At 40.2% G+C, this 12,381-nt stretch carries 13 protein-coding genes and 1 other annotated feature; of the genes, 2 read left to right on the forward strand and 11 right to left on the reverse strand.

Annotated elements, in window-relative coordinates:
- Positions 1–141 precede the first annotated feature (141 nt).
- On the reverse strand, positions 142–378 hold the full coding sequence (locus ACJMMI_RS00215) for an AbrB/MazE/SpoVT family DNA-binding domain-containing protein (RefSeq protein WP_405352374.1): 237 nt from the start codon (positions 376–378) through the stop codon (positions 142–144).
- A 224-nt stretch (positions 379–602) separates the two neighbouring features.
- Here ACJMMI_RS00215 and ACJMMI_RS00220 point away from each other — a divergent pair, with 224 nt between their 5' ends.
- Positions 603–1,184 (forward strand): nucleoside recognition domain-containing protein, encoded by a 582-nt coding sequence (locus ACJMMI_RS00220; protein WP_405352376.1) that lies wholly within the window; start codon positions 603–605, stop codon positions 1,182–1,184.
- A gap of 4 nt (positions 1,185–1,188) precedes the next feature.
- On the forward strand, positions 1,189–1,704 hold the full coding sequence (locus tag ACJMMI_RS00225; RefSeq protein ID WP_405352377.1) for a spore maturation protein: 516 nt from the start codon (positions 1,189–1,191) through the stop codon (positions 1,702–1,704).
- Positions 1,705–1,730: 26 nt separating this feature from the next.
- On the opposite strand, the gene ACJMMI_RS00230 is transcribed toward ACJMMI_RS00225, so the two are convergent.
- From ACJMMI_RS00230 to ACJMMI_RS00275, 10 genes are all read right to left on the reverse strand, one after another.
- Positions 1,731–2,456 (reverse strand): NAD-dependent protein deacylase, encoded by a 726-nt coding sequence (locus ACJMMI_RS00230; protein WP_405352379.1) that lies wholly within the window; start codon positions 2,454–2,456, stop codon positions 1,731–1,733.
- Complete coding sequence (gene trpA / locus ACJMMI_RS00235) at positions 2,456–3,226, reverse strand: tryptophan synthase subunit alpha (protein WP_405352380.1); 771 nt, start codon at positions 3,224–3,226, stop codon at positions 2,456–2,458. Before trpA ends, ACJMMI_RS00230 begins: the two co-directional genes overlap by 1 nt.
- Positions 3,219–4,403 carry a tryptophan synthase subunit beta gene (gene trpB / locus ACJMMI_RS00240; RefSeq protein WP_405352382.1) on the reverse strand — a complete coding sequence of 395 codons (1,185 nt, stop codon included), beginning with the start codon at positions 4,401–4,403 and terminating at the stop codon, positions 3,219–3,221. Before trpB ends, trpA begins: the two co-directional genes overlap by 8 nt.
- A 32-nt stretch (positions 4,404–4,435) precedes the next feature.
- The gene (gene trpC, locus ACJMMI_RS00245) at positions 4,436–5,221 is read right to left on the reverse strand and encodes an indole-3-glycerol phosphate synthase TrpC (RefSeq protein ID WP_405352384.1); all 786 of its coding nucleotides are present in this window, start codon (positions 5,219–5,221) and stop codon (positions 4,436–4,438) included.
- Between the two features lie 10 nt (positions 5,222–5,231).
- Complete coding sequence (trpD, locus tag ACJMMI_RS00250; protein ID WP_405352386.1) at positions 5,232–6,242, reverse strand: anthranilate phosphoribosyltransferase; 1,011 nt, start codon at positions 6,240–6,242, stop codon at positions 5,232–5,234.
- 28 nt (positions 6,243–6,270) lie between these two features.
- Positions 6,271–6,837, reverse strand: a complete 567-nt coding sequence (locus ACJMMI_RS00255; protein WP_405352388.1) for an anthranilate synthase component II — start codon at positions 6,835–6,837, stop codon at positions 6,271–6,273.
- Positions 6,834–8,294, reverse strand: a complete 1,461-nt coding sequence (gene trpE / locus ACJMMI_RS00260) for an anthranilate synthase component I (RefSeq protein WP_405352389.1) — start codon at positions 8,292–8,294, stop codon at positions 6,834–6,836. Before trpE ends, ACJMMI_RS00255 begins: the two co-directional genes overlap by 4 nt.
- Before the next feature lie 50 nt (positions 8,295–8,344).
- Positions 8,345–8,590 (reverse strand) — a binding site (T-box leader).
- 67 nt (positions 8,591–8,657) lie between these two features.
- The gene (locus ACJMMI_RS00265; protein WP_405352391.1) at positions 8,658–10,331 is read right to left on the reverse strand and encodes an alpha-amylase family glycosyl hydrolase; all 1,674 of its coding nucleotides are present in this window, start codon (positions 10,329–10,331) and stop codon (positions 8,658–8,660) included.
- Positions 10,332–10,945: 614 nt separating this feature from the next.
- Positions 10,946–11,800, reverse strand: coding sequence for a sugar ABC transporter permease (locus ACJMMI_RS00270; RefSeq protein WP_405352392.1), 855 nt, complete (start codon positions 11,798–11,800; stop codon positions 10,946–10,948).
- Positions 11,797–12,381: ABC transporter permease subunit (locus ACJMMI_RS00275; RefSeq protein WP_405352394.1), on the reverse strand; the 585-nt coding region annotated here is incomplete at its 5' end. The genes ACJMMI_RS00275 and ACJMMI_RS00270, both read right to left, overlap by 4 nt.

Consider the following 12,381-nt stretch of genomic DNA (forward strand, 5'->3'; position numbering starts at 1 on the left):
GGCACTGTTTTTCCTTACCTCTGATTAAGAAATTTTTAATATCAATCATAAATCACAAATATTTTCTATATATTTTATAAGAGAAAAAAACACCGACAGTCAAATACAACTGCCGGTGTTTCCTACCCTTTTTTTACCTAATTACTTATTAAGCTCATCAATGCACTTTGAGCAAACATACTTACCCATAAGACATTTTAGATTTTCAGAAGAATTGCAGAAAGTACACTTTTGTTCCGCTTTCTTAATTGTTATGCAATCGTTATCTGCCTCGATGTGAAGAACATCGCCGGCTTTGATGTTGAGATGATTGCGAATATCTTTAGAAATAACAATTCTGCCTGCACCATCAATTTCTCTGAAATTGGTAAATATCATTACATCTTCTCCTTATCTGAACAGTTTTCTGTTCTTATTTTTTAATTGTAACCTAAGTATGTCGTACAGGTTGACAATTTATATTGTTGTATTATTATACCATTTTACGGTTAATATGTCAATAATTACCAATTAAGAATTATAAATACAATTTTGTAACGATTTTTGTCAAAATGCCATATTTTTTAGAATATTTTTTTGATTCATAAGCAAAGGTGAGAAAAATGCTTGGTTATGTGTGGGCAGGCTTGATAATTGTAAGCGTTGCGTCTGCCTTGTTACTCGGAAATACCGAATCGCTTTCAACTGCACTAATTGAAAGTGGCTCATCGTCAATAGAATTACTGCTCACTATGGCAGGTATTCTCTGCCTATGGTCAGGCATAATGAAAATTGCCGAGGAAAGCGGATTTACCGCACTTATTTCAAAAATATTTGCACCTCTTTTGCGACCGTTGTTTCCTAAGCTTGATAAGGACAGCGAAGCCTTTCAGAGCATTACAATGAACATTAGTGCCAATCTTTTAGGGCTTGGCAATGCCGCCACTCCTTTCGGACTAAAGGCTATGGGCGAACTTAACAGGTTAAACGGCTATAGCGACACTGCAAGCAATGAAATGGTAATTTTTGTGGTGATGAACACTGCTTCATTACAGCTTTTGCCTACCACTCTTGCCACCCTGCGTCAAAGCTATGGCAGTAACGCTCCTTTTGAGGTTATAACCGCTATATGGATCAGCTCTGCGGTGGCTCTTACAGTAGCTTTAACTGTTGCCTGTACCTTAAATCTTAAAAAAGCGAGGTAGTATTATGGCTATAATAATGCCCCTGTTTGCAAGCATTGTTGTGCTGTTCGGACTTATAAAAAGAGTACCTGTGTTTGATTTGTTCATAAAGGGTGTTAAAGAGGGTGTAAAGGTGCTTTACAGCATTGCACCCACAATAATAGGCTTAGTGTTTGCAGTTGATTTGCTACGCTCAAGCGGTGCTATAGATGTGATTTGCGACTTTATCTCCCCTGTTGCCGATATTTTAGGTTTTCCAAAAGAAATAGTACCAATGGTGCTGTTGCGTCCAGTATCGGGAAGCGGTTCAACTGCACTGTTAACTGCCTTGTATGAAGACTGCGGGCCGGATAGCTTTGCCGGTAGAGTTGCATCTGTACTTGCCGGTTCATCTGAAACTACCTTTTATGCTGTGGCAATGTACTTTGGCAGCATTAAGGTAAAAAAAATTCGCCATACGCTTGTTGCCGCTTTGCTTGCAGATTTTACCGCTGCGGTAATGAGTGTGCTCACAGTAAGAATTATTTTTGGGCAAAGTTAAAGGCTGTTATTGCAACAGCCTTCAACTTATACATTAACTTTTATTTTATCAAGCAATTCTCCGACTTTTTCGTGAAAGACAAGGTCAGCGGCATTATCCATTGGCGTAGCGTCCCTATTGATAAGTACAAGCTTACTTCCGTTAAAATATCTTACCATACCTGCGGCAGGATAAACTGTAAGGCTTGTGCCTGCAATTATGAGTGTATCGGCATTTGCAATGGCATTAACCGCACCGTTTACGGTTTTATCGTCAAGACCTTCTTCATAAAGCACAACATCAGGCTTTATAGTACCCGAACATTCGCATTTTGGAATACCATTGCTCTCCTTTATAAACTCAGCAGTATATGCCTTACCGCACTTCATACAGTAATTTCTAAGTACACTTCCATGCAATTCATATACACGCTTACTGCCTGCCGCCTGATGCAAACCGTCAATATTTTGAGTTACAACCGCACTCAGCTTTCCTGCCCTTTCAAACTCTGCAAGCTTATAATGTGCTTTATTCGGTTTTTTATCAAGGCAAAGCATTTTATCCTTGTAAAAGCGGTAAAATTCCTCTGTCTTTTTCATAAAAAATGTGTGACTGAGAATTGTTTCGGGCGGATAATCATATTTTTGATTATAAAGTCCGTCAACACTTCTGAAATCAGGAATACCGCTCTCGGTAGATACTCCTGCACCGCCAAAGAAAACAATTCTGTGGCTTTCATCAATCACCTTTTGAAGTTCTTCAACGCTGCTCATTACTGCATTGCCTCTTTCATCTGCTTAACATACTCGCAGACAGGCTCAACGCAGTCTTTGCCGTACTTGGCTACAATTTTTACAATAGCAGAACCAACTATTACGCCGTCTGCATACTGTGACATCTTCTTTGCCTGCTCAGGAGTTGAAATACCAAAGCCAACTGCACATGGAGTGTCGCTTACGGAACGCACAAGCTCAACCATTTCGCCGATGTTCGTTGTAATCTCTTTTCTCACACCTGTTACACCCATTGAAGAAACGCAATATACAAAGCCCTGTGATTCTTTGGCAATGGTCTTGATTCTGTCGTGTGAGGTAGGAGCAATGAGTGAAACAAGCTCTACTCCGTGCTTGTCGCAGTACGGCTGAAGCTCTAATTTTTCCTCAAACGGAACATCAGGAACAATTACAGCAGAAATTCCGCTCTCTGCACACTTTGCCATAAAAGCGTCTGTACCATATACAAAAATCGGGTTCATATATGTCATAACTGCAAGTGTCGCCTTAACCTGTGGGCGGATTCTCTTTACCATATCAAAAATTTTATCTGTTGTAGTTCCGGCAGCCAAAGAACGAAGGTCTGCCTCCTGAATTACAACACCCTCTGCAATAGGGTCTGAAAACGGAATACCGATTTCAATAATATCCGCACCGTTTTCACTCATACCAATAAGAAGCTTTTCGGTAGTTTCAAGGTCTGGGTCACCTGCGGTTACAAACGGAATAAAAGCCTTGCCGTTTTTGAAGGCATCTTTAATCTTACTCATAAATATTCTCCCCTCTGTATCTTGCAATAGCGGCAACATCCTTATCGCCTCTGCCCGAAAGATTAACAACAATTATGCTGTCCTTGCTCATAGCAGGAGCAATTTTAATGCAATGTGCAACAGCGTGTGCACTCTCGATTGCAGGAATAATTCCTTCTGTGCGTGAAAGGTACTCAAACGCATTAACTGCTTCCTCATCAGTAACCGGCACATACTTTGCTCTGCCTGTATCGCTTAAATTAGCGTGCTCAGGACCAATACCCGGATAGTCAAGACCTGCGGAAATTGAATATACAGGTGCAATCTGACCGTACTTATCCTGACAGAAGTATGACTTCATACCATGGAAAATACCGAGTGTGCCGTTTGCTATAGTTGCGGCATTCTTTGGATTATCAACACCAAGACCCGCTGCCTCACAACCGATAAGCTGAACGCTCTCATCACCGATAAAGTCATAGAAAGCACCCATGGCATTACTGCCGCCGCCAACGCAAGCCATAACAACATCAGGAAGTCTGCCCTCTTTTTCAAGAAGCTGTGCTTTGATTTCCTTACCGATTACACTCTGAAAATCTCTTACAATCATCGGGAACGGATGTGGACCCATTACTGAGCCGAGTACATAGTGAGTATCGTCAACTCTGTTTGTCCATTCACGCATTGCCTCGTTTACGGCGTCTTTAAGTGTCATTGTGCCGGTTTCAACAGCATTCACCTTAGCACCTAAAAGCTTCATTCTATATACATTAAGGGCCTGACGGATTGTATCCTCCTTGCCCATAAAGATTTCACATTCAAGTCCGAGAAGTGCGGCAACCGTTGCAGTTGCCACGCCATGCTGACCGGCACCGGTTTCGGCAATTACTCTTGTCTTGCCCATTTTCTTAGCAAGCAAGCACTGACCAAGACAGTTGTTAATCTTGTGTGAACCTGTGTGATTTAAGTCCTCACGCTTTAAGTAGATCTTTGCACCGCCTAAGTCCTTTGTCATCTTCTCTGCATAATAAAGTAGTGACGGTCTGCCTGCATACTCACGCATAAGTGTGTCAAGCTCTGCAACAAACTCAGGGTCGTTTTTATATTTTTCGTATGCTTCCTCAAATTCATTAACGGCATTCATCAGGGTTTCAGGAACAAACTGTCCTCCGTGAACACCAAACTTACCTTTCGACATTGCTTTATCTCCTTATCATTAATCTCTTTTAATTATAACTTCGCACCGTTCAATTCTTCAAGTGCTTTCTTTTTATCGGCATTTCTCATAAGCGTTTCGCCTATTAAAAGTCCGTTTACTCCTGCATCTCTTAATTCCTGCACATCTTCGGCTGTTTTTATTCCGCTTTCGCCGACAAATAAAATTTCCTTTGGTACAAGCTTTCTCAGTCTTGTGCAGGTTGTGAGGTCAACCGTAAAGTCCTTTAAATTTCGATTGTTGACGCCAATCACTCTTGCCCCTGCATCTAATGCCGACTGCACTTCTTCTTCTGTGTGAGCCTCAACCAGAGCAGAAAGTCCGAGAGAATCACAAAGGTGTATCCATTTTTTAATGGTATCTGTGTCAAGTAATGCACAAATTAAAAGCACCGCTGACGCACCGATTACCTTTGCTTCATATATCTGATATTCGCAAACTGTAAAATCCTTTCGCAAAAGCGGAATTTTTACATTCTGCGATATTTCCTGCAAATATTCATTCTTACCTTTAAACCACTGCGGTTCTGTAAGTACAGATATTGCCGATGCTCCGGCATTTTCGTAATCCTTTGCAATCTGTACATACGGAAAATCTTCTGCAATAATGCCCTTTGAGGGTGAAGCCTTTTTTACTTCGCAAATGTAAGAAATTCCGTCCTTTGCAAGTGCCTTTTCAAAAGGAAATTCATCAGTAATTTTCATTGAAAGAGCCTTGCTCTTTATCTCCTCAAGCGGTACTTGCTTTTCAATCTCCGCATAGCGTTCACGGTTTGCCTGTGCTATAGTTTCAAGTATCATAGTATCACCATTACTCATTTGTAGCCTTTACAAACTCTTCAAGCTTTTCATAAGCTTTGCCATTGTCAATTAAGCTTTCTGCAAGGCGAATACCCTCGGCAATGCTCTCTGCTTTGCCTCCTGCACAAATACCAAGAGCCGAATTAAGCACTACAATATCTCTCTTTGCACCCTTTAGCTCACCCTTTAAAATCTGCTTAGTAATCTCAGCATTTTCCTTGCCGTCACCGCCAACAAGGTCTGCACTGCTGTAGGTAGGCATACCGAACTGTTCCGGAGTGATTTCGTATGAGCTGAACTTGCCGTTATTGATTTCACAAACCTTTGTAGGTGCGGTAACTGTTACCTCGTCCATTCCATCCATACCATAGAACACATAGCCACGCTTTACACCAAGGTTTGCAAAAACCCTTGCAATAGGCTCTACAAGTGCTTCTGAATACACACCTGTTACCTGTAAATTTGCAAAAGCAGGGTTTGTGAGAGGGCCTAAAACATTGAAAATATTTCTGATTCCGATTTCTTTTCTTACAGGGCCGACAAAACGCATTGATGAATGGTAGCTCTGTGCAAACATAAAGCAAATACCTGTGTTTTTAAGGATTTCTTCGCTTTTTTCAGGTGTGATTGTAAGATTAACACCGAGAGCCTCAAGGCAATCTGCCGCACCGCTTTTGCTTGACATTGAACGGTTGCCATGCTTTGCAACAGAAATTCCTGCTGCTGCAACCACAAAAGCCGCTGTAGTTGAAATATTGAATGTACCTGTGCCGTCACCGCCTGTACCTACTATATCAAGCACATCGGTATCTCTCTTTACATGAAGTGCCTTGTCACGCATTACTGTGGCACATGCGGTAATTTCATCAATGGTTTCTCCCTTGATTCTGAGTGCTGTCAAAAACGCTGCTGTCTGAGCCTGTGTTGCTGTGCCGCTCATCATTTCGTTCATTACTTCTGCTGCTTCATCATAAGTAAGGTTGTTGCCCTCTACTACCTTTTTGATTGCTTCCTTAATCATTTTTGTCACCCTTTCAACGCTTTTATAATTAAATGTTAATAAAATTCTTTATCATTTCCATTCCGTGAGAAGTCAGTATTGACTCCGGGTGGAACTGCAAGCCGTAAATTTCATAATCTCTGTGGCGAACTGCCATAACCTCGCCCATATCGTCCTCAGCTGTAACAATAAGCTCATCCGGGATTGTGTCTTTTTTGGCAATCAGCGAATGGTATCTCGCACCGTCAACTACCTTTGGAAGTCCTGCGAAAATTTTGCAGGTATTGTCAAGATTGATGTTGCTCTTTTTGCCATGCATAAGCTTAACTGCTCTTGTTATTTTGGCACCGAAAACCTCACAAATTGCCTGATGTCCAAGGCAAATGCCTAAAATCGGATATTCACCTTTAAGTTCTTTAATTACGCTTTCACAAACTCCGGCATCCTTTGGATAGCCCGGACCGGGAGAAAGAATAATATGTGACGGATTTAGCTTTCTGATGTCATCAACAGTAACTTCATCGTTTCGCACAACCTTTATATCCGGATTTATACTTCCGCAAAACTGAACAAGATTGTAAGTAAAGCTGTCGTAATTATCAATAAAAAGAATCACAATGCGTCAACCTCCCCTGCATTTTTAACCGCATTAATTACTGCAAGTGCCTTGTTGTAGGTTTCAAGGTACTCAGACTCAGGATTGCTGTCTGCAACAATTCCTGCACCCGCCTGAACATAAACCTTGTTGCCCTTTTTAACTGCCATTCTTATTGCAATACAAGTATCGAGGTTGCCGTTGAAATCAACATAGCCAAGAGCACCGCCATATACTCCACGAGGTGTTTTTTCAAGCTCATCTATAATCTGACAAGCTCTGATTTTTGGTGCACCCGAAAGCGTGCCAGCCGGAAGAAGTGATTCAACCGCATCAAATGCGTCAAGTCCGTCTTTAAGTTCTCCTTCAACCTCACTGCAAATGTGCATAATCTTTGAATATCTTAAAATCTGCTGATATGAAGTAACCTTAACAGAATTAAATTTTGAAATTTTACCAATATCGTTTCTGCCCAGGTCAACAAGCATATTGTGCTCGGCAAGCTCTTTTTCGTCCTTGATAAGCTCGTCGGCAAGAGCGTCATCCTCCTGCTTGTCTGCTCCTCTCGGTCTTGAGCCGGCAATCGGGAATGTGTTGAGAACACCGTTTTGCAATTTAACCAAGGTTTCAGGCGATGTACTGATGATTTCATCACCCTCAATGTTCATATATACCATATACGGTGATGGATTGGTAATTCTCAAAACTCTGTAAGCATTCAAAAGTGAGCCTTTGTACTCGGTTTCAAATCTACGGGATACAACGCACTGGAATATGTCGCCGTCATAAATGTATTCCTTGGTTTTATTAACCATATCGCAAAATTCTTCTTTGGTGTATGTGCTTGTAAATTCAACATTCTTGTCACTTTCAAGCTTTACAAGAGGTGCCGGGTCTGTAATTGTGCTGATAATTTCGTTAATATCATTTACAGCTTGGTCATACTGCCGCTTTGGGTCATAGGTTTTCATATTTACAATGACTGTCATCTTTTCTCTAAGATGATCATAAGCAATAATCTTATCGAAAAGCATCAGGTCAAAATCATTGGTTTCGCTTTCCTGCAACTTCAAAATTGGTTCGCTTACCGCAATCATTGCATATCCGTAATATCCTACAAGACCGCCTGTAAACGGTGGTAAATCTTCAAAACGAGGATTTTTATAATTTTTCATATATTTACGAATTTCTTCGTAAGGCTTGGCAGTTTTAATTGTTGCCTCACCCTCGCCTGTAATGGTGAGAACCCCGTTCTTATATACAAGTCTTGCTTTTGGGTTACAGCCTATAAAAGAATATCTGCCCCACTTTACACCTGCCTCAATACTTTCGAGCAAAAAGCACTTGTCTGACTTCTGTAAAATTTTTCTGAGCAAGGTAATCGGTGTGACCGAATCAGCATAAACTTCCTTATATACAGGAATTACATCGTATTCATCTTTAATTTTCATTACCTCATCAAAAGACGGTTTAATCATTTTTCTCACCCTTTTTCATAAATTTATAAACAAAAAGACCTCTGCCCCAACTAAGGGACAAAGGTCAGAAACGACTTCTGTGGTACCACCCAAATTGACGGAAAATCCGCCCACTCTCACAGCATACTGACATATGCCTCCTGCTATAACGGTCAGGTTCCGTCGGAAACTACTCAAATACTCTTTCGGTCCGCCCTCACGAGTCCATTCAGAAAAATCTCTGCTATCGGTTCGCACCACACACCGACTCTCTGCAAGCTTTGACTAAACTTACTACTCTCGCTCAATGGTTTAATTTTTAATTTATATATATTATATAACTGTAAAAATGAAATGTCAATAGGTTTTAACACTTTAAAGCGATTATTTTGAATTTTCTGCTGTCTTTAAAATTACAGTTGACTGTGCAGGCATTGTAAGCACTCCGTCTTTAATAGAAGTGTGCTGATATACAGCATTTTCGTCCTCGGTAGAGGTAAATGCACCGTCTTTATCAACAGGATAGCTTGCTACAAGTTCAGCTCTGATTTCAGGATTTGCAATCATAGCATCAGTAATTGTAAGTTCAGCACTTTCTTCTGCGTTCATATTGTGAATAACCATAAGCTTTGAACCGTTGTACTCAATATAATATGCACAAATTGAAGTATTGTCAAAGCTTTCAAGTCCTGTAATCTTGCCACGGGCAATCTCAGGGTTTTGATTTTTAATCTTAATAATTCTGCTGTAGAAGCTGAGCAATGAGTTAGAATCAGCCTGTTGCTGTTTTACACCGCCGTACTTGGTATCCTCGGCAACATCACCAACACCATTTACCCATATGCTCGGCAAATTGTTGCTGTCAAATATCATTGGGGTTCTATATGCAGAGTCAGAAGTTGTATTCGGAGCAGTAATGCCGATTTCCTCGCCATAATAAATGAACGGATTGCCCGGGAAGAGCATATAAACCGAAGCTGCCATCTTCTGATAGCTAAGGCCCTTTGGCTCAAGTGAATTGCCACTTCTCACCATATCATGGTTTGAAAGGAACATAGTAGGAATGTAGTTCTCATTGTTTTCATACATCTTGTCATTGTAATTCATTACCTTTTTGGCAATAGCTGTGCCACGCTGAGCAATGACTTCTGTTGAAAGTGTACCGCTTGTCTGTGAGAATTTAAAGGCAAACTGGCTGTCAATTCCTGACTTAAAGATTTCTTGAATCTGAGAGTCATCGTCCCAGTTTTCGCCCACTACATAGACATCAGGATTAACCTGCTTGCAGGTATCGTAAAACCAAGTTAAAAATTCTGTGCCGTCTGTAGATTTATTTGAGAAATACTTAACAGCGTCAAGACGGAAACCATCAACACCCCTGTCAAGCCAGAATTTAGAAATTTTTGCAAATTCTTCTCGTGTTTTGTCTGAATTTAAGTTCCACTCAGGCATTTCAGGTGAAAAATTCGCCTCACAAGCCATAGCATGTGAAAGATAATTTGTTTGAGTACCTGTGTCAAAGTAGGATGTCGGATGAATTTCAAAATACTGAGCATAACCGTCAAGGTTACCCTGCTCCACTTCTTCAACAGCCTTTAAATAATACGGATGCTGTGAAGAAGCGTGATTCAAAACGAGATCCATAATAACATTTATTCCACGCTTATGGCATTCTGACAAAAGCTTGTCAAAGGTATCGAGTGTACCAAAATCAGGATCAATATTATAATAATCTGTTACATCATACTTGTGATATGATGGTGACGGCATAATCGGAGTGAGCCAGATACCGTCAACACCGAGATCGTTGCCGGTGTTAGGATCACCGTCATTAAGATAATCAAGATGATCAATAATTCCCTGCAAATCGCCGACTTCATCACCGTTTGAATCTGCAAAGGAATTGACAAATATCTGATAATAGTTACGATATTTGTCAGTTGAGGCAGTGGCTGTAAGGGTATCTACAGGATCTTCATACGGCTGAGCACTACAGCCTGTGAGAATTGCACTTGCTGAAATTACAGCAATAAGTAAAAGTGAAAATATTTTTTTCATAAACTCTCCTTATAAAATCATTGATGTTAAATAGGAAATTTTAGTTTTTGTTAGTAAATAACATTGTTTTTTTGTTGAGGTGATATTGATAAGTTATAGTTTAACAACGGTCGAGGAATTTTGTTTGAATTAGCACAGACTTTATACTCGGAAATAAAAATTTGGTCAACCTTTTTTAAAGGTTGTGGGTGTGGGCAAAGCCCACAATACTTTACGCTAACGCAAGGTTTTGTTAGCCAAACAGCTTGCTGTTTGGCGGATTGAACACAATGGCGAAAGCATTATAATTTGCGATAGCATCACAAAAAGCTATTCTTCTTTATAAATGAATGATTCCTTTTTAATGGCTGTCGCCTGTTTTGTCAAACTTTGATGTATCACACAAACAGCGTTGCTGTTTGTGCACGATAGAGAGATATAAAAACAACTTTTCTTGGGCTTTGCCCAAACCCACGAGCCTTTAAAAAGGCTCGACCTAAATTTTATATCATTTATCAGAAACTTTCTTCTAAACAATAATTTACCCAACAATCAATATCATTTTTTAATTTAAGTCATTTAACCAAAAAGGGCGGCAGCCAAAGACTGCCACCCTAAAGTGATCAAATATTTGATTAACCCTTTACGCCGCCGGCTGTTACACCTTCAACATAATACTTCTGCATCTTGAGGAAGAGGAGGGTAATCGGAACAGCAACTACTACAGAACCTGCAAGGAACTGCTTATAGTACTGTGTCTTAAAGTCAATACTAATCATTAACTGTAAGCCGATAGCAACTGTGTAGTTGTCACGCTTATCACCCATGATGATCTTAGCAAGAATAAAGTCTGTCCAAGGGCCTATGAATGATGTAAGTACAGTATAAACTACGATTGGTTTTGACATAGGAAGAATAATCTTCCAGAAAATCTGGTTTTTAGTTGCACCGTCAATGGTAGCAGCTTCATCAAGAGCTCTTGGAATTGTATCAAAGAAGCCCTTAGAAATCTGATAACCAAGACCTGCACCTGCACTGTAGCAGATAACAAGAGCAACAAGCTGCTGAGTAAGACCCATAGCCTTTAAGAGGTAGTAAATAGCAATCATTGTCATAAAGCCCGGGAACATACCGAGGATCATACCAACATTGATGAACTTTTTACGAGATTTAAATCTTAAACGGCTGAATGCGTAACTTACCATAAGTACAGAAATTGTAGAAATTACGCAGCTGAAGCATGCAACAACAAATGTGTTTACAAACCATCTTGTAAAGTTAAGTGTACCGTGGCTTGTGAAAAGGTCAATGTAGTTCTGGAAAGTCCACTCATGAGGAATGAGATAGTTAACTACAGTAACACCTTCTGCACGGAATGAATGCATTAAAAGATAGATGAATGGGCAAATCCAAATAAATCCGAGAATAGCGAGGATTATGTAGATAAAAGTATTTGCCAAACCTCTTCTGAGTTTGTAGCTTTTTATCATGAGAACGCCTCCTCGTCTTTTGCAGATTTAGATGAGTTAAATACAATAAGTGAAAGCACAGCACAGATAATAAATACGATAATACCAATTGCCGCAGCAAGGTTGTAGTCAGATGAGTTCATAGTGAGCTTGAACAACCATGTTACGAGGATATCTGTATAACCTGCCTGATAGAATTTCTCTGTTGTTGGGCCACCGCCTGTGAGGAGGTAGATAACGTTAAAGTTATTGATGTTACCAACGAACTGAGTAATAAGCTGTGGTGTTGTTACGAAGAGCATGTAAGGAAGTGTAATGCTTGTAAATGTCTTTACAGGGCCTGCACCGTCAATACGAGCTGATTCGTAAAGGTCCTCAGGAATATTCATAAGAATACCTGACATTGAAAGAATTGTATATGGGATACCTACCCAACAGTTAACGATAATAACTGTAAGTCTTGCCATCAACGGAGTATTGTTAAGCCATTGAATTGCAACCGTTTGTCCTGTAATATTTGAAAGCAATACATTGAACGCACCGTTTTCCTGGAGCATCTGGTTCATAAGAAGAAGTGATACGAACTGAGGAACAGCAATTGT

It is taken from the genome of Ruminococcus sp. (assembly GCF_045129435.1).
Lineage (GTDB): Bacteria > Bacillota > Clostridia > Oscillospirales > Acutalibacteraceae > Ruminococcoides.

Bases quoted from the DNA above. Each gene is read 5' to 3' on its own strand.
- ACJMMI_RS00215 (WP_405352374.1), bottom strand. From the start codon at position 378: ATGATATTTACCAATTTCAGAGAAATTGATGGTGCAGGCAGAATTGTT.
- ACJMMI_RS00220 (WP_405352376.1), top strand. From the start codon at position 603: ATGCTTGGTTATGTGTGGGCAGGCTTGATAATTGTAAGCGTTGCGTCT.
- ACJMMI_RS00225 (WP_405352377.1), top strand. From the start codon at position 1,189: ATGGCTATAATAATGCCCCTGTTTGCAAGCATTGTTGTGCTGTTCGGA.
- ACJMMI_RS00230 (WP_405352379.1), bottom strand. From the start codon at position 2,456: ATGAGCAGCGTTGAAGAACTTCAAAAGGTGATTGATGAAAGCCACAGA.
- trpA (WP_405352380.1), bottom strand. From the start codon at position 3,226: ATGAGTAAGATTAAAGATGCCTTCAAAAACGGCAAGGCTTTTATTCCG.
- trpB (WP_405352382.1), bottom strand. From the start codon at position 4,403: ATGTCGAAAGGTAAGTTTGGTGTTCACGGAGGACAGTTTGTTCCTGAA.
- trpC (WP_405352384.1), bottom strand. From the start codon at position 5,221: ATGATACTTGAAACTATAGCACAGGCAAACCGTGAACGCTATGCGGAG.
- trpD (WP_405352386.1), bottom strand. From the start codon at position 6,242: ATGATTAAGGAAGCAATCAAAAAGGTAGTAGAGGGCAACAACCTTACT.
- trpE (WP_405352389.1), bottom strand. From the start codon at position 8,294: ATGATTAAACCGTCTTTTGATGAGGTAATGAAAATTAAAGATGAATAC.
- ACJMMI_RS00265 (WP_405352391.1), bottom strand. From the start codon at position 10,331: ATGAAAAAAATATTTTCACTTTTACTTATTGCTGTAATTTCAGCAAGT.
- ACJMMI_RS00270 (WP_405352392.1), bottom strand. From the start codon at position 11,800: ATGATAAAAAGCTACAAACTCAGAAGAGGTTTGGCAAATACTTTTATC.